At 40.8% G+C, this 22067-nt stretch carries 18 protein-coding genes; 7 read left to right on the forward strand and 11 right to left on the reverse strand.

Features of this window, described 5'->3' with window-relative positions; translation table 11 throughout:
• Positions 1 to 4: 4 nt before the first annotated feature.
• Genes murG through mraZ form a run of 9 tightly spaced genes read right to left on the reverse strand, consistent with a single transcriptional unit; the run spans position 5 to position 10404 of the window.
• The gene (gene murG / locus I6J03_RS04730) at positions 5 to 1102 is read right to left on the reverse strand and encodes an undecaprenyldiphospho-muramoylpentapeptide beta-N-acetylglucosaminyltransferase (RefSeq protein ID WP_201694176.1); all 1098 of its coding nucleotides are present in this window, start codon (positions 1100 to 1102) and stop codon (positions 5 to 7) included.
• Between the two features lie 19 nt (positions 1103 to 1121).
• A complete protein-coding gene (locus I6J03_RS04735; protein ID WP_003002296.1) occupies positions 1122 to 2321 on the reverse strand; it encodes an FtsW/RodA/SpoVE family cell cycle protein in 1200 nt (399 codons plus the stop codon).
• Positions 2322 to 2360: 39 nt separating this feature from the next.
• On the reverse strand, positions 2361 to 3734 hold the full coding sequence (murD, locus tag I6J03_RS04740; protein ID WP_003012383.1) for a UDP-N-acetylmuramoyl-L-alanine--D-glutamate ligase: 1374 nt from the start codon (positions 3732 to 3734) through the stop codon (positions 2361 to 2363).
• A 3-nt stretch (positions 3735 to 3737) separates the two neighbouring features.
• Positions 3738 to 4982, reverse strand: coding sequence for a phospho-N-acetylmuramoyl-pentapeptide-transferase (mraY, locus tag I6J03_RS04745; protein WP_003002298.1), 1245 nt, complete (start codon positions 4980 to 4982; stop codon positions 3738 to 3740).
• Positions 4983 to 4993: 11 nt separating this feature from the next.
• Positions 4994 to 6448 carry a UDP-N-acetylmuramoyl-L-alanyl-D-glutamate--2,6-diaminopimelate ligase gene (locus I6J03_RS04750; protein ID WP_003012381.1) on the reverse strand — a complete coding sequence of 485 codons (1455 nt, stop codon included), beginning with the start codon at positions 6446 to 6448 and terminating at the stop codon, positions 4994 to 4996.
• 7 nt (positions 6449 to 6455) lie between these two features.
• Positions 6456 to 8582: a penicillin-binding protein gene (locus I6J03_RS04755; RefSeq protein ID WP_003012379.1), complete on the reverse strand. Its 2127-nt coding sequence runs from the start codon at positions 8580 to 8582 to the stop codon at positions 6456 to 6458.
• 16 nt (positions 8583 to 8598) lie between these two features.
• Entirely contained in the window at positions 8599 to 9009 is a 411-nt protein-coding gene (locus I6J03_RS04760; protein ID WP_003012377.1) for an FtsL-like putative cell division protein, read from the reverse strand.
• Between the two features lie 17 nt (positions 9010 to 9026).
• Positions 9027 to 9938, reverse strand: a complete 912-nt coding sequence (rsmH, locus tag I6J03_RS04765) for a 16S rRNA (cytosine(1402)-N(4))-methyltransferase RsmH (protein WP_003012376.1) — start codon at positions 9936 to 9938, stop codon at positions 9027 to 9029.
• The gene (mraZ, locus tag I6J03_RS04770) at positions 9931 to 10404 is read right to left on the reverse strand and encodes a division/cell wall cluster transcriptional repressor MraZ (protein WP_003002303.1); all 474 of its coding nucleotides are present in this window, start codon (positions 10402 to 10404) and stop codon (positions 9931 to 9933) included. The genes rsmH and mraZ overlap by 8 nt, the downstream gene beginning before the upstream one ends.
• 519 nt (positions 10405 to 10923) lie before the next feature.
• On the opposite strand from mraZ, the gene aspS reads away from it, so the two are divergent.
• Complete coding sequence (aspS, locus tag I6J03_RS04775; RefSeq protein ID WP_003012371.1) at positions 10924 to 12687, forward strand: aspartate--tRNA ligase; 1764 nt, start codon at positions 10924 to 10926, stop codon at positions 12685 to 12687.
• Between the two features lie 106 nt (positions 12688 to 12793).
• Entirely contained in the window at positions 12794 to 14191 is a 1398-nt protein-coding gene (locus I6J03_RS04780) for a LutB/LldF family L-lactate oxidation iron-sulfur protein (protein ID WP_003012369.1), read from the forward strand.
• A gap of 138 nt (positions 14192 to 14329) precedes the next feature.
• Here the strand turns inward: I6J03_RS04780 and I6J03_RS04785 are convergent, their stop codons facing one another.
• The gene (locus tag I6J03_RS04785; RefSeq protein ID WP_201694177.1) at positions 14330 to 15322 is read right to left on the reverse strand and encodes an alpha/beta hydrolase; all 993 of its coding nucleotides are present in this window, start codon (positions 15320 to 15322) and stop codon (positions 14330 to 14332) included.
• A 292-nt stretch (positions 15323 to 15614) separates the two neighbouring features.
• On the opposite strand from I6J03_RS04785, the gene I6J03_RS04790 reads away from it, so the two are divergent.
• Together I6J03_RS04790 and I6J03_RS04795 are read left to right on the forward strand one after the other, a co-directional pair.
• Positions 15615 to 16193 carry an RNA polymerase sigma factor gene (locus tag I6J03_RS04790; protein WP_003012363.1) on the forward strand — a complete coding sequence of 193 codons (579 nt, stop codon included), beginning with the start codon at positions 15615 to 15617 and terminating at the stop codon, positions 16191 to 16193.
• Positions 16180 to 17481 carry a carboxypeptidase-like regulatory domain-containing protein gene (locus I6J03_RS04795; RefSeq protein WP_003012361.1) on the forward strand — a complete coding sequence of 434 codons (1302 nt, stop codon included), beginning with the start codon at positions 16180 to 16182 and terminating at the stop codon, positions 17479 to 17481. Before I6J03_RS04790 ends, I6J03_RS04795 begins: the two co-directional genes overlap by 14 nt.
• A 28-nt stretch (positions 17482 to 17509) precedes the next feature.
• On the opposite strand, the gene I6J03_RS04800 is transcribed toward I6J03_RS04795, so the two are convergent.
• Positions 17510 to 18490, reverse strand: coding sequence for an endonuclease/exonuclease/phosphatase family protein (locus I6J03_RS04800; protein WP_003012359.1), 981 nt, complete (start codon positions 18488 to 18490; stop codon positions 17510 to 17512).
• A gap of 236 nt (positions 18491 to 18726) precedes the next feature.
• Between I6J03_RS04800 and I6J03_RS04805 the strand changes: the two genes are divergently transcribed.
• Genes I6J03_RS04805 through I6J03_RS04815 form a run of 3 tightly spaced genes read left to right on the forward strand, consistent with a single transcriptional unit; the run spans position 18727 to position 22032 of the window.
• Positions 18727 to 19905 (forward strand): glycosyltransferase, encoded by a 1179-nt coding sequence (locus I6J03_RS04805; RefSeq protein WP_003012358.1) that lies wholly within the window; start codon positions 18727 to 18729, stop codon positions 19903 to 19905.
• Positions 19905 to 20906 carry a lysylphosphatidylglycerol synthase transmembrane domain-containing protein gene (locus I6J03_RS04810; protein ID WP_003012357.1) on the forward strand — a complete coding sequence of 334 codons (1002 nt, stop codon included), beginning with the start codon at positions 19905 to 19907 and terminating at the stop codon, positions 20904 to 20906. The genes I6J03_RS04805 and I6J03_RS04810 overlap by 1 nt, the downstream gene beginning before the upstream one ends.
• Entirely contained in the window at positions 20881 to 22032 is a 1152-nt protein-coding gene (locus tag I6J03_RS04815) for a glycosyltransferase family 4 protein (protein ID WP_003012356.1), read from the forward strand. The genes I6J03_RS04810 and I6J03_RS04815 overlap by 26 nt, the downstream gene beginning before the upstream one ends.
• Positions 22033 to 22067: the final 35 nt, after the last annotated feature.

Here is a 22067-nt window from a genome sequence, read left to right on the forward strand (position 1 = left end):
ATTCCTATTTTGCTATTTCAATAACCTGTTTTGCGATTACATCATCTGCATCGAGCAATGCCAGTTTTTTAATATTGGTGCTCAATTCTGCTGATCGCTCCGCATCATTCAATAACTGAAGTGCAGTTGTAATTAATTTCTCTCCTGCTTCTGCATCTCTGACTAATACTGCAGCTTTCTTATTCACGAGTGAAAGCGCATTTTTGGTCTGATGATCTTCTGCAACATTGGGCGAAGGCACCATAATAACCGGTTTACCAACCACACATAGTTCAGAAATGGTCCCGGCACCGGATCTGGCGATAATACAGTCAGCTGCCGCATAGGCATAATCCATACGTTGCAGAAATGCAGTCATTTTTATCTGTTCAGGCAATGTTTCTTTTAATTCTTGCTGAAGGCTATCATAATAATATCCTCCACATTGCCAGATGACCTGTACATCATTAGCCTTCAACAACTCCAGACTATTTTTCACACAATCATTTAATGTACGTGCTCCGAGACTTCCTCCTGTCACAAGAATTGTCTTTTTATTGATATCCAGACCAAATGCATTCAACGCTTCCTGTTCTTTACCTTCAACATTGACAGATGCTCGTCTGATCGGATTACCGGTTAGCAATATTTTGTCTGCCGGAAAAAATTGTTCCATTCCCTCAAATGCTACACATATCCTGGCAGCCTTCACACTCAATTTTTTATTAGTCACTCCTGCATACGAATTTTGTTCCTGAAGCAATGTCGGGATCGCCATTCTATTAGCCATCATAAGCAGTGGTCCTGAAGCAAATCCTCCTACACCAACCGCTACATCCGGTTTGAATTTTTTTATAATTTTCCGTGCCTGCCACAGACTGCGTATCAATTTGAAAGGCAGCATGATATTTTTCCAGAGATGCTGACGGTTGATACCTACAATATCCAGTCCCTCGATCTGATATCCTGCAGCCGGCACTTTCTCCATCTCCATTTTACCATTCGCACCAACAAACAGAATTTCTGTAGCCGGATCAAGACGCAACAAAGCATTAGCTATCGCTATCGCAGGAAAGATATGCCCTCCTGTACCGCCTCCGCTTATGATTACTTTCTTTGCCATGTCTTTTTTACTATATCTCTTATGCTAAAGTTCCTACTACGACCTTTTTAGGTTTCGCTTTTTCCTCCAGCTCTTCTTTTCCTTTTAATTCTTCAATATTCCGGCTCACACTCAGGATAATTCCCAATGCTACACTGGTAAAGAGAATGGATGTTCCCCCCATACTGACCAGCGGCAACGGAACACCTGTGACCGGACCTAATCCTACTGCCACAGCCATATTGGCCAAAGCCTGTATCGTGAGACTAAAGCCTAAGCCTGCCGCCAGAAAAGCACCGAATGCCCGCGGACTCATCGTCACGATCCGGATACACCGGTACATTAATACAATGTAGAGCGTCAGTAAGATGACACCTCCGATTGTCCCGTATTCCTCTATAATGATTGCAAAAATAAAATCCGAATAGGGATGAGGTAGCACATTTCGCTGCATACTGTTACCCGGACCTTTACCGAAAACACCTCCCGTAGCAATCGCAATCTTAGCGTTATTCGCCTGATAATTCTTATCATCCTGAAAGGAAACCCTTTCTTCTGTATGTACTTCTTCTGTTTTAAAGAACGATTTGATACGACTGTAATAAGTTTGACGTCTTGGACCAAAAAGAATGACCAGAGACAATAAAAAACCTACACCTAAACTCACCACTGCAATCTGTTTAAAACTGATCCGTCCGATCAGCAACAGCAGAATACTTACTCCAAAGAGCATCAGAGCTGTCGAAAGATTGGCCAGCGCGATCAAAACGAAAATAACACAGACCGATCCCATAATCGGAACAAAGGATTTCTTGACATCCTTGATTTCTTCCTGCTTGCGTGAAAGCATTCTCGCCAGAAAAGTAATCAGCGCCAGCTTGGCCAAATCGGATGTCTGAAAAGTCTGATTGATCACAGGAATCGTCACCCACCGACTTGCGTCATTCACTTTGCTACCAAACAACAAAGTATAGAGCAGCAAGGGTATGGTAATCAACATCAACAACTTGGATATACCGGCGTAATACCTGTAATCCACTTTATGTGAAAAATACATTAAAACAAAACCTATAGCTATTATGGAAAAATGCTTCAACAGGTACATTTCTGTCCCTTTCCCCTCTTTGTAGGCTAATGTTCCGACAGAACTATATACGGCCAATAACGACCAGCCAGACAAAATGAGGACTATAATCCAAATCCAGCGATCGCCTTTTGCTTTAGAAAATAGTTGTTCCATACTCCGTTTTATTTAAATGTTGTTTACTTCTGTTCTTTTCTACAAAGCCATTACAGCTTCTTTGAATTTGTCTCCGCGCTCTTCGTAATTTTTGAACCAGTCAAAACTTGCACAAGCTGGCGATAACAATACGGTATCTCCTTTTTGCGCTATATGTGAAGCAATCTCAACAGCATCTTTCATAGAAGAACTGTTGACGATTACATCTGTATCTTCTTCGAATGATTCGTGAATACGTGTATTATCTTTACCTATACAGATGATAGCACGAACTTTAGAGCGTACCAGATCACGAAGCATTTCGTAATCATTTCCTTTGTCCACTCCCCCCATGATCAAAACGATCTGTGGTGAAAAGCTCTCTAATGCATACCAAACAGAATTGACATTGGTCGCTTTGGAGTCATTGATATAATTCACGCCTCCGATACAAGCCACATGTTCCAACCTATGCGGGATATTGACGTATGAACTCATGCTTTCCTGCATAGAACGGTTACGTAATTCCTGAACTTTCGCTACTAATCCTGCCGCCATGTTGTTGTACACATTGTGCTTGCCCTGTAATGACAAATCTTCCGTATTCATAATAAATTGCTCTCCTTTAGGGGTGTTGATTATAATATTCTTCTCTTGATCTAAATATGCGCCGGGATTGATCACCTGTTCCTGTGTCATAGGCCAGATCGTTGCCTCAGTGTGGTGTCGCTCCAGCCCTTTTACTGTCTCTTCATCATCCAGACAATAGATGAAATAATCATTTGCTGTCTGGTTACGGATCATCCTGAATTTGGAATCCACGTAGTTTTCCATTTTATGGTCGTACCGGTCTAAATGATCTGGTGTGATATTAAGGATCACGGCTACATCCGCACGGAACTGATACATATCATCCAGCATAAAACTGGAAATTTCTAATACATAAACATCAAATTGCTCCTGTGCAACCTGAAGTGCAAAACTCCGACCTATATTACCAGCCAGACCTACATTCACACCTGCTTTCTGCAGTATATAGTAGGTCAACATGGTAGTTGTCGACTTACCGTTTGAACCCGTGATACAATAGAGTCGTGCATCTGTATATTGTGCTGCAAACTCTATCTCTCCGATAACCGGAATTCCCTTTTGTTTTAATGCAACCACCAATGGTGCTGTCTCCGGAATACCCGGACTCTTGACAACAAGGTCTGCATCCAGAATAAGTTCTTCAGAATGATGGCCTGACTCATAAGCAATACCGGCATCCTCCAACTGCTGCTGATATTTTTCGGCAATGACTCCTTTATCGGAGACCAGCACCTCAAATCCTTTTTGTAGTGCCAGTATCGCTGCTCCGACTCCGCTTTCGCCAGCACCGAGAACAATCAGCTTGCCACTTTGAGGATAATATGTCTGCGCTATATTTGCCATTTTTTATCTCACTTTTAAAGTAACGATTGTCAATATTGCTAATAGAACTCCTACAATTACAAAGCGTGTCACGATCTTAGCTTCGTGATACCCTTTCTTCTGATAATGGTGATGCAAAGGAGACATCAGAAAAATTCTGCGCCCCTCTCCATATTTCTTCTTTGTATATTTAAAATATCCCACCTGCATCATTACAGATAGATTTTCTATCAGAAATACCCCACACAGTACGGGTATCAATAATTCTTTTCGGATCAGAATGGCAAAAGCAGCAATGATCCCTCCGATCGCCAGACTTCCCGTATCTCCCATAAATACCTGAGCCGGATAAGCATTGTACCACAAAAATCCTGTACAGGCCCCGATAAATGCTCCTGCGAAAATCACGAGTTCTCCCGAATTGGGTATATACATGATATTCAGATAGTCCGAGAAGATCACGTTACCGGATACATATGCCAGTATGGCCAGTGTGATTCCTATTATAGTAGATGTACCTGCTGCCAGACCATCTATCCCATCTGTAATATTAGCTCCATTGGAAACAGCGGTCACAATCACGACTACCATAACCAGAAAAACCATAAAGGTGATCATGTCTCCCCTGAGGCCAAACATGGTCAGTACCTTTGCGTAGTCAAATTCATTGTTCTTATAAAACGGGATGTTTGTCTTGCTGGACTTCACATTCTCCGTGTAATATTTCTCACCGGTCTGACTGTTGATTGACACTTCTACCGGTTTGAGTGAGCCGGGATGAGCTACCTGCTGACGAACAACTATTTCCGGATGAAAATACATCGTCACTGCAATGAATACACCTAGTCCTACCTGACCGATTACTTTGAACTTTCCTTGTAAACCTTCTTTATTCTTCTTAAAAACCTTAATATAATCATCCAGAAAACCGATCGCTCCCATCCATAATGTAGTCACGATCATAAGGATGATATAGATGTTATCTATCTTCGCAAACAATAGCGTAGGCACCAGTATACCTGCAATGATAATCAGACCTCCCATCGTTGGCGTACCTTGCTTCTTCTTCTCTCCTTCCAATCCCAAATCGCGAATAGTCTCACCAACCTGCTTATTATGCAGTATGCGAATCAATCTGCTACCATATACGGTGGTGATTATCAATGAAAGAATAACCGCCATTGCTGTACGGAAGGAGATGTACTGAAACAACCCCGCTCCCGGAATGTGGATATGTTCATTTAACCATGTAAATAAGTAGTATAACATCTCTTCTGGTATTATTCATTAAACGTTTTTTCCAATTCTTCACGGTCATCAAAATGATGTTTCACACCATTGATGTCCTGATATTTTTCATGCCCTTTACCTGCGACAAGAACAATATCGCCCGGCTGAGCAAGATGACATGCCGCACGAATAGCTTCTTTACGATCTGTGATCGAGAATACATTTTTCTTTCTGTCAGCAGGAATACCCGGCTCCATATCTTTGATAATCTGTACCGGATCTTCGGTGCGCGGATTATCTGAAGTTATAATCACTTTATCACTCATTTTCGCTGCTACTTCCGCCATTTCCGGGCGTTTGGTTTTATCCCGATCGCCTCCGCAGCCCAGCACTGTGATAATCTGCTGTTCTTTTTTGCGTAGATTGTTAATGGTGCTCAACACATTTGCAACAGCATCCGGTGTATGAGCATAGTCCACAATACCAATCACTCCGTTTTTGGATGTGATTGCTTCAAAGCGTCCTTCCGCACCTGTGATCTGGCTAAGGGCCGTCAGAACTTTTACAGTCTCCTGCTCCAGTAAGATTGCAGCTCCATATACCGCCAGTATATTATAAGCATTGAACTCGCCAACCAGCTTAACCCATACTTCATGGCCTTCAATATTGAGAAGCATACCATCAAAATGGCTTTCAATGATTTTGGCTTTAAAATCAGCCACACCTTTTAGCCCGTATGTTTTCTTATGTGCAAACGTATTCTGTAACATGACAGAACCATTCTTTTCATCTCCATTGGTCAATGCAAACGCAAAGCGATCCAGATCATCGAAAAATTTCTTTTTCGCTTTTATGTAATTATCAAATGTCTTGTGAAAATCCAGATGATCGTGTGTGATATTGCTGAAAATACCTCCGGCAAACCGAAGTCCTGCAATACGCTGCTGTACGACTGCATGTGAGCTGACTTCCATAAAACAGTAGTCACAGCCTTCATCTACCATATCCCGCAGCAATGCATTTAATGCTACCGGATCCGGAGTCGTATGTGTGGCAGGTATAATCCGCTCTCCAATCTGATTCTGAACGGTAGAAAGCAAACCTACATGATATCCAAGAGCTGTAAACAGATTGAATAGCAATGTTGCAATCGTGGTCTTACCATTTGTACCTGTCACCCCGACAAGCTTCAATTCGCGGGAAGGATTTCCATAGAAATTACCGGCAGCAATACCCAATGCATAGGCGGTATCGGCAACCATCATATAAGTAACATCTTCGTGCTTTTTCTCCGGCATCTCTTCAACCATGATCAGCGTACATCCTTGCTCAATGGCCTTTTCTACAAACAGATGTCCGTCTGTATGTACGCCACGCACAGCAACAAAAAGACTACCTTCATTTGCCTTGCGGGAATCAAAACATAATGAAGTCACCTCAACATCCAGCTGACCCACCACTTCCTGTACCGGAATAGCATGCAATATGTCTTTTAGTTTTATCATTATCTTTTTAATTCAATACGATTGCTACCTGTGTTCCAAACTTCAACTTTGAACCGGGAATAAGCGATTGTTCAATAACTTTTCCTTTTCCCGATACATATGTTTTAAATCCTGCATTCTCCATGGTATACATGGCATCAATCAGTCCCATTCCTTTTACATCCGGCACTATGCCTTCTTTGACTCTGACATCTACAAAAGGGACTCCGCGACTTGAAGTATCAACGACACCTTGTGCTACGGCATTCCAGTCGAAAGAGCGTATACCTAAAGCTTCATAGACTTTCATCGATGCTTCCCTTGATCCTTTTAATGTCAACGGCGTCTTACCTCCGGCCGGATTTACCTTGCGGGAGCTAAATGTTCCGTGCATAGACAAATCATTGGCAAAGACCATATCCGCAAGTTCCTTAAATACCGGACCTGCAGTAGACGCTCCGTAATATCCCTTTCTGGGGTTACGTATCACGACAATCATCGAGTACTTCGGATTTTCAGCAGGAAAATATCCGGCAAACGAAGATTGATATTTCCGTTGTCTGTATCCGCGCGCTCCATCAGCGATCTGTGCTGTACCTGTTTTACCAGCGGAGGTATACAGCGGATTGCGAAGAGTTTTACCTGTCCCCTCTATCATTGTGCCTTCCATCATTCCCCTTATTTCGGAGAGTGCATGTTCTGAAGCAATTTTATCCTTGATAACACGTGCCTGAAAATGTTCGACAGTATTCCCAAGATGCCTGATTTCTTTTACGAATACAGGCGCTATCATTTTTCCGTCATTTGCTACTGCATTATACAGTGTCAATGTCTGAAGCGGAGTCATGAGCAATTCATAGCCATAAGCCATCTGTACTAAAGAGAGCTTACTCCAGGACTTTGCCTTAGGCGTTTTAATCTTAGGTTCTCCTTCGCCCGGAATCTGCAATTGCAGCGCCTTACCTAATCCCATGCTGTACAGCTTGTCTGTAAACTTTGAGGGATCATCTTTATAATGTGTGTTAACCAACTTGGTAATCGCCACATTTGAAGACTGCTCGAAAGCATATTTGGCAGACATAATAGATTTCCGTGGTGCATGCGAATCTTTTATCGTATGTCCCGGCACCTTATAGGTTCCATTGCCGACATCAACTGTTGTCGAAGAATCTATTTTTCCGTCATCGATCAACGCCAGATACGACGCCAGTTTGAATGTTGATCCCGGTTCGGCCGATAGCGCAATCGCGTAGTTGAATTTCTCCCTGAACACACCTTCTTCATCACGTGTGAAATTAGCCACAGCCCTTACCTCTCCTGTCTTCACCTCCATCAGAATCACACAACCGTTATCTGCGTCTACAATCTGCAATTGTTTCTCCAGCGCCCGTTGTGCCATATCCTGCATATTGACGTCTATCGTCGAAATAATATCGGAACCGTCTACAGGAGCCACCTCCATATTACGGTTGATCGGCACCCATACACCACCGGCAATACGCTGCACTAATCTTTTACCACTCTTACCGTCGATGTAGTGTCCATATGCACCTTCCAGACCTACTCGTACCGTGTCAATTCCCTTTGTATTTTTATACCCGATGGTACGTGCTGCCAGATTGGTAAAAGGAAGAATTCTTTTATTATGCCGCTCCACAATCAGGCCACCGGAATATTTATCTTTATCGACCTTAAAGGATTTGAACAACGGAAAATCCTTTACTTTTTTCAGATCCTGATGCGTTACTTCACGCATGATCATCACATACCGCTGTTTTTTACTTCTCGCCTGCTTAAGCAATCCCAAATACTGTCTTGCAGATCTGTCTTTGAAAAAACCAGCCAGCTTATACGCCAGAGAGTCTACTTTAGAATTAAAAATATCTTCTTCCTCTTCCGGAATAGCCATTGCATCAAAACGCAAATCATACTCAGGAATGGAAGTTGCCAGAATACTACCATCATTTGAATAAATATTCCCTCTCGCAGCCTCTACCTCTCGCTCCTGTATTGTCAGACTATCTGAAATTTCTCTCCACTTACCCCCGTCTACATATTGAAGATGTACCAGTTTTGCAAAAACAACCAGCGCCCCCAATACCATCAGGCCGAATGCGAGATACACTCTTAGAAGTATGGATTTTCTAATATTCATGCCCGGTTACTTTATTTTATTTTTTTTCTTCTTTTACAACTTCAATTTTAATTGGCGGCTCCTTTCGCTCTTTTAGTCCCAATGTATCTGCCCGTTTTGCTATTTCAGACTGAGTGGTTCTCTTCATCAACTCTGCAGAGAGCGATTTATAATCCCAACTCAACTCTTTAACTTCCTTGCTCAACCGGTCTATCTGCCGAACTGTCCGCTCTGCCAAGTGCCGGTTAGAAATATATAAAAGCGCCAAAAGAGCGATAAAAGCTACAAAAGGAAGATTCTTTACAACGGAATAGGTCGTTATCTTTTGCGGAGAAAAGACCGATTTAATAAAATGCTTGGTCTCTTCCGCTTTTTCCTCTACCGTATCCTGAAGTTCTTCCTGAACTTCTTCACTTAACTCTTTTTGCTTTATTGTATTTCTCTTCATGCCGATCTCCCACGAACTTATAGCTCCTTTTTCTCGGCAACCCGCAGTTTTGCACTACGAGACCTGTTATTTGTACTCAATTCTTCTTCAGATGCTGTAATCGCCTTACGCGTAATCACCTGAAAAGGCTTTATTTCATTTCCAAAAAAATCCTTCTCTACTTCTCCCTTAAACTTACCTTTAGCCATAAAATTCTTAACCAAACGGTCTTCAAGAGAATGGTAAGACATCACCACAAGCTTTCCCGAAGGCTTTAACGTGGAAACAGTCTGCAACAAAAATTCCTGCAAAGCTTCCAACTCTTTATTCACCTCTATCCGCAGCGCCTGAAACACCTGAGCATGGTATTTATGTTCTTTACCTTTTGGAACTAACTTCCGGATTACCTCTTTAAGCCCTGCAACAGTCTCTATCGGAGCACTCAATCTCGCTGTCACCACCGTTTTTGCAAGTGATTTAGCATTCATGATTTCGCCATACATTCCGAATATGCGATGCAAATCCTCTTCAGCATAGGTATTAAGAACTTTTTTTGCGTCCAGGTCAGATACCTGATCCATACGCATATCCAGATCCGCATCAAAGCGAATGGAAAATCCTCTGTCGGCTGCATCAAACTGATGTGAGGAAACACCCAGATCTGCCAAAATGCCATCAACTTCTTTGACTCCGTTCAAGCGGAGATTATTTTTCAAAAACCTGAAGTTTTGATGAATTAATGTGAATCGTTCATCTGCAATGGTATTTTCCAAAGCGTCGGGATCCTGATCAAAAGCGAATAACCGCCCCTTAGGACCCAGATGTTTCAATATCTCACGGGAATGTCCCCCGCCACCAAACGTCACATCGACATATACACCATCAGGCTTGATGGATAATGCATCAATGCATTCTTTCAGCATTACCGGAACATGGTAAACATTACTCATTCATTAATCCTCCAAAATCCATTCCGCCCATCACCTCTTCTGCCAACGCAGCAAAATCATCACCTAAACCATCATTCATCAATGCTTCGTACCCTTCTTTCGACCAAACCTCTATTTTGTTAAACTGACAGGCAAGCACGACTTCAGCGCCGATGTTTGCATATTCCAACAATCCTTTTGGTAGAAGTACACGACCAGAAGCATCCAGTGTCAACTCTGTAGCACCACGAGTAAAAGCACGGACAAACATCCTGCTCTTCTCGTTAAACTGATTCAATTTTGACAACTTAGCTGTGATAGTATTCCACTCTTCACGTGTATAGAAAACCAAATGTTTCTCAAATCCCCGGTTCACAACAAGCCCGTCACGCTCCACATGCGGCAACTGCCGCTTGAGCGCTGCCGGCAACACCATTCTTCCTTTGGTGTCAAGCTTGCATTCAAATTCTCCGATTAAATGATTCATTTAGCTAACTATCCTATTCTAATTTGATGTAAAAGTATACACTTTCCCCCACTTTCCCCCACAATATACCACAAAAAAGTTTTCCACATCGAAAAATCGCTACAAAGCCAGTTAAAAAACACCACACTCAAAAACATAAAAACCTACAAAATAGCTATTTATAGCAATTTTTTGAACCAAAATAAATTTTGGTTCAGCATTTAAAAAGAATCTTTATTTTTTGATATTATTTTACTTTTCAGCTTGAAAAAGAAGTAAAAAGGGACCGATTTTACTAAAAAACTAAAAGCAAGTGGGGCAAAGTGGAGCATTTTTCAGGTATTCTGCACCAGCTTCTCTTTTCATTTGTTTTATGTAAAAAAACGCATCCTCTCCCGCCCTATCTTACACACAAATAACAAACCTGCGGTGCGTACTGCTATCCGGCATTTCTTTCGGAATTTTGATTTAATATCCGGTCTAAGATTCGTTATTCTCCTTGGAAACAGATATTTTTGCAGGATAAATATTTTAGTCGAAATGCACAGAACACATACCTGCGGAGAGCTTAGGATTTCAGATCTTGGCAAGTCCGTAACTTTAAGTGGTTGGGTACAAAAGTCACGCGATCTGGGAGGAATGACCTTTATCGATGTCCGTGACAGATATGGAATTACACAGTTGACTTTTAACGCAGATGACAATGAGCAACTGCGGGCTTCTGCCCGGGAATTGGGGCGTGAATACGTTATAAAAGTAGAGGGACAGGTTATTGAGCGGTCAAGTAAAAACTCAAAAATCCCTACCGGAGATATTGAGATCAAGGTTTCTTCTTTAGAAATATTGAACGCTTCCAAACTGCCTCCTTTTACTATTGAGGATGAAACGGATGGCGGGGATGATCTGCGCATGAAATTCAGATATCTGGATCTGCGCCGTAATCCTGTAAGACAAAATCTTATTCTTCGCCACAAACTGGCGCAGGAAATCCGCAGATATCTTGATGAGCAAAATTTTCTGGAGGTGGAAACACCTGTTCTGATTAAGTCAACTCCGGAAGGAGCCCGCGATTTCGTGGTTCCAAGCCGTATGAATGCAGGAGAATTCTATGCGTTGCCGCAATCTCCACAGACCTTCAAACAGTTATTGATGGTCTCCGGATTTGACCGTTATTTTCAGATTGTCAAGTGTTTTCGTGATGAAGATCTACGTGCAGACAGACAACCGGAGTTTACGCAGATTGACTGTGAAATGTCATTTGTAGAACAGGAGGACATTCTAAATATGTTTGAAGGATTGGCTAAACACTTGTTCAAAACTGTAAAAGGATTTGAGCTGGGTTCAGTGCCCCGTATGACTTATGCCGATGCTATGCGTCTTTATGGTTCTGACAAACCGGATACCCGTTTCGGAATGCAATTCGTTGAACTGAATGAGCTTACAAAAGGAAAAGGTTTCCCTGTATTTGATCAGGCTGAACTGGTTGTCGGCATTAATGCCAATGGTTGCGCAGGTTATACCCGCAAACAACTTGACGCATTGACTGATTATGTAAAACGTCCGCAGGTAGGAGCCACAGGTCTTGTATATGCCCGTTATAATGAAGACGGCACGATCAAATCGTCTGTAGATAAATTTTATACAGAGGAGCAGCTTAAAGAATGGGCTGCTGCATTTGACGGAAAGCCGGGAGATTTATTTTTGATAATGGCAGGTCCTACAGATAAAGTACGCAAACAACTGAATGAGCTGCGATTAGAAGTGGGTAATCAGCTCGGTCTCCGTGACAAAAATAAATTTGCACCTCTTTGGGTATTAGATTTCCCGTTACTGGAATGGGATGAAGAATCAGGCCGTTATCACGCTATGCACCATCCGTTTACCTCTCCAAAACCGGAAGATATCCCATTACTGGACACTAATCCGGGAGAAGTAAGAGCAAATGCGTACGATTTTGTCCTTAATGGTAGCGAAATTGGTGGCGGCTCTATCCGTATTCATGACAAAGAATTGCAATCGCTTATGTTCAGACACCTTGGCTTTACTCCTGAGGATGCGCAGAAACAATTCGGTTTCTTAATGGAAGCATTTACCTACGGAGCTCCTCCGCATGGTGGATTAGCCTTTGGATTTGACCGTATGGTATCTGTGTTTGCAGGTCTGGATACCATCCGTGATGTCATTGCTTTCCCTAAGAACAATTCGGGAAGAGATGTGATGATCGACGCTCCTGCAACCATAGATCAGGCGCAGCTGGATGAGCTGAATCTGGCTCTGAACCTTAAATCTTCAGAGAAGAATTAACATTAATCCACAAAATAGATCTCAACAATTAACGTTATATTTATAAAGTTGGTAATTCATTACCAACTTTTTTACTTTTGTAATAGCATAAATCCAAAACTAATCCATGTCTGATACAATCGCTGATAAATTCCTTAAAGAAAGCTCGACAAAATCTTTTGACCAAAAACATCGGGACATTATCAATACCAATATTGATAAGTACAACGCTGCTTTCGAAAAAGGGAAAAGTAAGTTTTTTGATCTGGAAAATTCCAAAACAAAAGCGAATCTGATTAAATGGAAGGTGATGGAAAATCTGGATAAATTACTTCCTGAATTTGAAGCAAATTTCACTTCCAGAGGAGGTAAAGTTATCTGGGCGAATGACGCAGAGGAAGCTAGGGAAGAAATCTGGAAAATTATGGAACAGCATGGCGCAAAGAGTGTCATCAAATCCAAATCTATGGCTACGGAAGAAATTGAGCTTAATCATTTTCTTGCAGAAAAAGACATAGAAGCTGTTGAAAGTGATCTGGGAGAATTCATTATCCAGCTGTTAGGACAAAAGCCATATCATATTGTCACACCAGCCATGCACCTGAGCCTGGAAGATATTGCACAACTGTTTCACGAAAAATTCGACACTCCCCTTACTGCTACAGCAGAGGAATTGACAATGAAAGCCCGTGAATTGTTGCGGGACAAGTATACTTCTGCCTCAGTAGGCATCTCGGGCGCTAATTTTCTGGTAGCGGATACCGGAAGTATAGCTATTACGGAAAATGAAGGAAATGCCCGCCTGACCACTACATTTCCGAATATTCACATTGCTCTGGTCGGGATAGAGAAGATTATTCCCAGTATGCTGGATCTGGATCTTTTTTGGCCTTTATTATCCACACACGGAACAGGGCAGAATCTGACAGTATATAATACCATTCTGAATGGTCCACGTCAGGAAAATGAAAGCGATGGTCCGGAAAAGATGTATGTCATCCTGCTTGACAACGGTCGTACCAATTTGCTTGCAGAGAAAGATCAGCGCCAGGGCTTGTATTGTATAAGATGCGGTGCGTGTCTGAATGTATGCCCTATTTACCAAAACATCGGAGGTCATACCTATGACACAACTTATTCAGGACCTATAGGCTCACTTATATCGCCGCACCTCAGCGGAATGAAAGAGTTCAAGCACCTCAGTTATGCATCCAGCCTATGCGGAAAGTGTACAGAAGTATGTCCTGTAGGCATTGATATCCAGAAGCAACTGCTATTGAACCGCAGAGATTCCGTACAGGAAAAACTGGCTACCCCAATGGAACAACGTGCCTGGAAGGGATTTACCTATTTTATTAAAAAAAGAAAGCTTATTGATCTTTTTGGCGGAAAATTTAAAAATTTTATCCTGCGCAATTTCTTTAAAAAAGCATGGGGAAACAACAGAGAATTACCACATCTGGCAGACAAATCATTTGCACAGCAATGGAAAGAACAGCAAAAGGAATTGAATAAGGATAAATAAAAAAGGACACTTGACCAGAAATCTTCATGTGGCCAAAACAGATATGGTATTAAGCATGTATTAACTGATAGATTGTACACTACTAGTTATAAGGTATTCAAAAGTGTTACCTAAATCACCTTATATCTTCGAAATTGATTAGTGGCAATTTTTTATTTTACTTTTGATTCTTTTTAATATCTGCTCCTTTTTCTTTTTGGAGAGATCCTCATCTTTTGGAACTACCTTTAATGCTTCTTTATAAACAGTTTTTGCTTCTGACACACGTTTTAAATGAAAGAGTGCATCAGCTTTGATTTCAAGATGCCCCCAAAAGTCAGGAAAAGATTTGAGTCGGTCTTCCTGTTCTTCTAAAATATTTTCCCATTCCCATTCATCATATACAAAACCAAGTCCTAACCCAAATCCGACGGTTGTGGTCGCATTGTGACTAAACCCATCAAGATCATTGAATTTAAAGCGAACAGCTTTTGTATGATTTAGGATTTCAAAAGCTTTAAAAACATAATGTCTCAAAGATATTTCATCCCATCTTTTGTCTCCGACCAATAAGTAAAAATCACCACCCACCGAGTTGCTTTTCACTTCCTGATCCATTAACTTTAAAACATCTTCCTTATTAGGCCAATAAGCAGGACTAAGTGCTATACAGGAGTTAAAGAGATTATTCTTTTTAAGAAAAGCATAAGTAGCAAAGTAAGCACCAAAAGAATGACCAGCTATGGTTATTCTTTTAGATATATTGTATTCTTTCTCTAACCATGGAATTACTTCTTCTGAAATAAATCTGAGCAATTTATCCTTCTCAAGCAATTCAGCATTTCTGTCTTGGTGAATAACACCTATCAAATAGCTTGGAGGAATTTCATTGTTAGCTATCAGATTATTAGCTGATTGTAAAAAAATCCCATTAAGGTTTTTAAAATTAGCATCGAGATACAAAATGCAATTATTATTTGTGTTTCCGTTCTTAACTTCTTTAGATTTTGTAATAATTATCTTTCTCTCCTTCTGAAATATTGCCGATGAAATAGTTACAGTATCTGATTTATTAAGTTGAGAATAAGTTTGAGCAAAAGTAATATTAGAAAAAATGACCTTAGCAAAAAATAATAAAAGTAGTCCTCTCAATGATCAGTAAAGCTATTTGTGTTAATAATTATTAAAGGTTTATTAAGGTTTTAAAAACATCAAAATTTCATAACCCGTCACGATAGTAGTAAATATAAATATTCCAAGTCATATTCTATATTTTAAAAACAGGAGTACTTGCAAAAAGATTTTACCTGTTTAATTAATCTAACAACAGCTCTATATTACAAGCCTTGTACTAACCTCTATTAATGTAATCCTACCTATTTCATCCTTTCCGGTAATTTTAATTTCTATTAACAAGAAAAATAGTCTATTTTTCGGGTATCAAATGAATTATTCCGCTCCACCATATCCTACCGAATCAGGTGACGAACAGCTTTTGTTGCTGTATCGCGATACCGGCGATCTGAATTATCTCGGAAAGCTGTATCAAAGTCATTCGGAAATGGTTTACTTCGTGTGCTTGCGCTATTTGCAGGACAGCGAACGCAGTAAAGATGCGGTCATGAATATTTTTGAGGAGCTGATCAGCAAAGTAAATAAGCAGGAAATTCATTCTTTTGGAAAGTGGCTCTATGTCCTCTCCCGCAATCATTGTCTGATGCAATTAAGGTCCGCAAAAAATAAACAACAAATTTCTATTGACGAATTTGTGGAATTTCCGGGTTCTTTGCATCCGGATGATGATCATGAAGATAAAGAGCAAAAATTGACCTCGCTGGAGCATTGTCTGGAAAAACTTCCGGAAAAGCAAAAGAAGAGCATAGATTTATTCTTCCTTAATGAAAAATGCTATAATGAAGTCTCAGAAATAACAGGATATAGCCTCAAAGAGGTGAAAAGTTATATTCAGAACGGGAAAAGGAATTTGAAAAATTGTATGGAGGGAACCCATGAACAGGAATAGACCGGATTTGGAGTATATTCGTCGCTACCACAATGGAGAGCTTTCTCCACGTGAAATGTACGAATTGGAACGACAGGCACAGGACGATCCCATGCTTATGGATATTATTATGGGTATAGAGCTTAGTGATGAGGAGACTGTACGCAAGGATCTCTCTGACATCAAGGCGCGAATTACCCAACGGGTATCTGAAAATACAATAAAACAAATGCCTGTATGGAGAAAATGGGTTGTTGCAGCCTCTGTACTTCTTCTCTTGTCGGCAGGTGCTTTACTAATGATCAACCAACAATCTGCAAATAAAGAAATTGCAAGTACAATCCTTTCTGAGCCTTCGACTCCGATTACGCCGGATTCAGGAGATGATGCTGAAGTAACGGATAAGACGTCAAAACAAGCTTCCCCTACTCCTTCTTCTACACAAACAGACCGTCTGGCTAATGTAATTACAAAAAAGAATAAGCCAACAGAAGACATTGCAACACAAGCTGAACAAGCAGATATCAGTGATGAAAAATCAACTCTGGCGGCTATAGAGCAAAAATCTCCTGGAGTCAGAGTACATATTTCGGAGTCTTTATCCAAAGACTCTACATTAGTTCTGAGAGGATTATCTGAAGATAAAATCGCTGTCAACTCTCCGAAGGAAGAACTAACAACAGCTCTTGCCGGAAAAGCCGCTGGCGTCCGTATACGAGGAGTAGCCAGCAATTCCATGGTGAATAATGTCATAAGCGGACAGGTGATGGATAAATCGACAAATTTACCGTTGGAAGGCGCAATTTTAAAGATAAAAAATACGGATCTGACAGCAGTAACCGATTCAGCCGGACAGTTTCATCTCTTGTCAAGTGGTTCAAATCCACAAGTAGAAGTACGGGCTATTGGATATGAAACGCAGCAGGTTTCATCTAATCAGTTAGCCAACAATCAGGTTAAACTGAGTCCTGCACATGCAAGATTAGAAGAAGTCGTAGTAACAGACTATGCCAGCAAGAAGAAGTCTGTAAAACAGATAACAGGACCTGAAGGCGGATGGAAAGCTTTTGAAAAATACATCAAAAAAGAAACCAGACGTATCGGAACATCTGCTAAAGGAAAAGTAGAATTATCCTTCATAATCGACCCGAATGGAAAACCATCACATATTCAGGTGATATCGGGAATTGACAACGTAACGGATCAGCATGCTGTCCGTATTCTGGAGAACGGGCCTAAGTGGAATACTGGCGAAGATCAGCAGGAAAATATTATAACCTTCGTCACCATAAATTTTAGCGGGGAATAAAACAAATACATCTTCAGGCAAACGGCCTCTACCTGCATCGTTCCCACGAAAAAGACAGACTTACGGCGCAATGGTCAGAAAGAGGTATTCCTGACTTGTCCGTAAACAGTCTGTTTTCAATCGTATATCTTTCAGGAATAAAATGCAAATCGGCACTGTTACGAAACATGATCTTATCTATAGATTCTTTGTCCTTGCGGATAGCTAATATATCGCCTGCTGAATATATTGGATCAATATGCGGTACTATGCCTTTATTTTCCAGATACACCCAGGTGTCTATCATTCTGGTTTCTTTTATAAAATTCCGGACGTTATCCAGTTCGAAGCTGTAATGCGCATTAAAATCTCCCATCAATAGTATAGCCTTATCTTTAGAATGCTCTTTTATAAAAGAGGCTAACTGATCCATATTTTTACCTCTGGCAACTGCTGCATCCGGCGTATCCTGTGCGTTAGCATGGATATTATACAGATCTACAAATACATCTTTTGCCAACTGTAAACTGACTACACTAAATCCCTTGGGCGTGAGGCAATCTGCTCCGGTACAGTCTTTCCATCGGATACGCTGAATATCTGAAATCGGATATTTTGAAAGTGTATTAAGCCCGTCACTAAAAGGAACTTTACCCATTGTCTCCGTTCGGAAAGGATGTTCATTTCCATTACTGTACAACTCTCTGTTGTAATTAAAGTCTTCCTGTACATTGACCACATCATACCTGTTTATCTTCATTCCTATATCTGCAATACTGCTTGCACGTGGAGTGACAGCACTCGAGATTGGCTCCGGTAATCCGGCAATATTATAGGTCAGAACTGAAAAACTTCCGGCATTTGAGGCCGGAAGTTCCAGTATTGATGCGGCAGCAACCTTATCACTTCGATTGAAGTTTAATGTTATGCGTGAGGTGCGAATCATGTTCCATCCTAGGAAAGAAAGCGATATCGGGATCAATAAGTAGATCCATCGTTTCTTTGGCAATTTGGGATATTGTAGGTACATCGTTCCTTAGTTTTGTCTTGTTAAAATTAGACAAGCAGTATAACCTATACCCTAATTATTTATTAAACTTTTATTTCCAAAACCTCTCAAAAAATCAAGTTAACAACTGAAAGACAACACTTTAGTAACACTACAATGATGATTAATTAAAGATAACCAAACAAACACATAACCGGGATTTAACAATTAAGCTACATCAGTTTGTTAGTATTGAAATACTACTAAAGGTATAAAATATGATTAAAGTGGCTTTCTTTGCCGAGATGATGATTGAAGACTTTGACGGAGCTTCTCGCACGATGTTTCAACTGATCAACAGGATCGATTCTACCAAATTTGAGTTTCTATTTATCTACGGAAATGGTCCTGAACAGATCGACGATCACCTGTCTCTGCGCATTCCCTATTTCCATATCCCATTCAACAGAAACTATACAATGGCTGTCCCTGCCATTGCAAAAAAGATGCTGAAACAGCAGCTTAAGGAATTTGATCCGGATGTCATCCATATTGCTACTCCTTCTATGCTAGGAAACTTTGCTCTCAAATATGCTGAAAAAAATAATATCCCAACACTGACCATTTACCATACTCATTTTATCAGCTATATAGAATATTATCTGAAGAATACCCCTTTTCTGATCAAGCCTACTAAAAAAGAGTTTATCAAACAGACGGTAAGGTTTTATAACAAATGTACAAAAGTCTATGTGCCCTCTGTATCGATATCCAAAGAACTGAAGCACCTGGGAATACAGCCGGATAAATTAACACTTTGGCAGCGGGGAATTGATACGGAACTTTTTTCGCCTAAGAAAAAAGATAACAACTATCTGCGAAAGGTAACAAAAAACAAAAAACAGAACATCTTATTTGCCAGCCGGCTGGAATGGGAAAAGAATCTTGTGACCCTAATCGACATCTACCATAAGTGTAAAGAAAGGGATATCGAATGCAACTTTATTATAGCCGGGGACGGCACTGCAAAATCGGCATGCATAGAACAAATGCCGGATGCCTTTTTCTTAGGTAAACTATCCCATAAAGAGCTGGCTATCTGTTATGCCTCTTCAACTTTGTTTCTGTTCCCTTCCATCACTGAAACATACGGGAATGTGGTTATAGAAGCGATGGCTTCAGGATTACCCTGCATTATTTCAAATGATGGAGGAAGTGCGGACTTTATTATTGAAGGCGAGAATGGTTTCAAGTGCAATGCTGAGCAGGCGGATGATTACGTTGATAAAATAGAGCTTATGTTATCAGACAAAAACTTACGTAAAAAATTTAAAAAAGCAGGATTGAAATATAGCAAACAGCATAATTGGCAACATCTTTCTGAAATCTACTTCAGGGATATAAGTGAGTTTGCAGACATGACCATCTCTTCTCAGGAAGCTTACCAGTTTGCATAATGACGGCAAAAGTTCTTAAAATCCTCGGAATCATAATCGTCATCGGTTGTCTGGTTCTTTTTTTAGTACAGACAGATTTTAAAATGCTCGGAGATACATTAGACCATGTAGGTTACCGGTTTATGGCTTTGATTTTTATTACAGCAATAGCTTATATCCTGGCAACTGCAGGCTGGTATTACTGTATGGCGCCAACCGGTCAACGGATTTCAATGTACCGACTGTTCTTTGTAAGGCAGGTTGGTGAAACAATCGGACTTTTTAATCCTGCCAATGTTATCGGAGGAGATCTATTTAAGGTGCATATGCTCCGAAATGAAAACCTTTCCAAAGAAGAGATCACACACGCTGTTTTTTTATCCCGCATCATGGCCATTCTATCACAGCTGTTTCTGTTGGCGGCCGTACTCTGCTGGTATAGTCTGCAGCTCATGCAAAGGAAGGAACCAACCATAATCTACACAGGAGGTTTGCTGATAGCTGCACTTATTCTGGGAGGGATTGTATGCTCCCTGTTATACATTACCAAAAAAAGATCCTCCCAAATACGGACTGCAGAACCTGTCATAAAATTGAATTTCTGGTTGAAGATTAAGTACCGTATTACCCATATACTACGCCAGACTTCTGTATTTTATCAACATTATCCTTCCTACTTCTGGTATTCCTTTTTCTTCTATACGCTGCACTGGTTCGTTGGTTCACTGGAGTTCTACGTCATCCTTAGATTATTAGGGGCAAATGCATCTCCTATGGATGGATTGTTTATAGATATGGGTGTTATTATTGTAAAAAGTCTGGGCGCTTTTATTCCCGGACAGATCGGCATTGAAGAACTGGGTAACAAAATTATGTTATCGGGTATCGGGCTTACCGGTACAGCTATATGGATAAGTGCCAGTGTTCTTCGCCGCGCAAGACAACTGGTATGGACGTTTATTTCGCTGATCTGTTATTTTCTCTTTTATAAATTCAATGGAAGTCTTATTCGTCAGTCATAAATACCCGCCAGGTACCGGAGGTATGCAAAAACAGAGTTACGAACTGATCACAGGAATGTACAGACATTGTACCGTTCACCAGATTGTTTATGAAGGAGAGGAACATATCCTTTATTTCTTTCTGAGGCTTCAGCTAAGAATTTTACAGAAATGCAGGAAATACCCGTCTATTTCTGTTATACATTTTAATGATGGATTGCTAGCTGCCTTCTGCCTGTTGCACCGCAAATATCCGCATCTGAAAAAATCCCTGACCTTACATGGATTAGACGTAGTCTTTCCAAATAAGCTCTTTCAAAAGAAGATATTACCCAAATTTAACCGTTACCATCAATTTATAGCCGTCAGCCAGGCTACTGCCACAGCTGCAATAAACAGAGGACTCGATGCGAAAAAGATGCTTGTGATTGCTAATGGAGTAGATGACCGGCCTCCTGTAGCTCCCCTACTAACGGTAGAATCCGGCACAAAAAATATCCCGACATACATAATAGCATTAGGTCGTCCGGTCAAAAGAAAAGGCTTTTCCTGGTTTATCGAAGAAGTACTTCCTCATCTGCATCAATCCATAGAACTGATTATCGTCGGACCTTTTCAGAAAAAGAAACCACTTCTGGAGAGTATACTGGCTGTACTTCCTAAAAATCTAAGTGAGCAGATTCTATTATTTCTGGGGTATCCTTCTGACGAAAGCGCGATCCGTAAACTTTCTATGGAAGGCAGCAATACAAGGAGATTCAGGCATCTGGGTAAACTTCCGGCAATAGAATTACAGCAGTATCTTAACAGGTCTCTGGCTTTTGTCATGCCGAATATTCCGATAGCAGGAGATATGGAAGGTTTCGGACTGGTCTGTCTGGAAGCCTGTCAGGCTGGTACTCTGGTACTCGCAGCAGATATTGATGGCATACCTCAGGCTATACAGCATCAGAAAAACGGATGGCTGTTACCGGCAAAGGATGCTGATGCATGGATCCTTGAGATCAACTCGCTTCATCGGAATTCAAAAAAGCGAGATCAGATGATCCCGCTTTTTCAGACTTTTACATCCCAAAATTATGGATGGGATATCATGGTCCAACATTATTTTCAAGCCTTTCAATCTCTGGATTCAACAGCCACTTGATCTTATCTCAGGATCTGAATTCTCCATGAAGTACT

The sequence above is a fragment of the Sphingobacterium spiritivorum genome (genome assembly GCF_016724845.1).
In the GTDB taxonomy this organism is placed as follows: Bacteria; Bacteroidota; Bacteroidia; order Sphingobacteriales; family Sphingobacteriaceae; genus Sphingobacterium; species Sphingobacterium spiritivorum_A.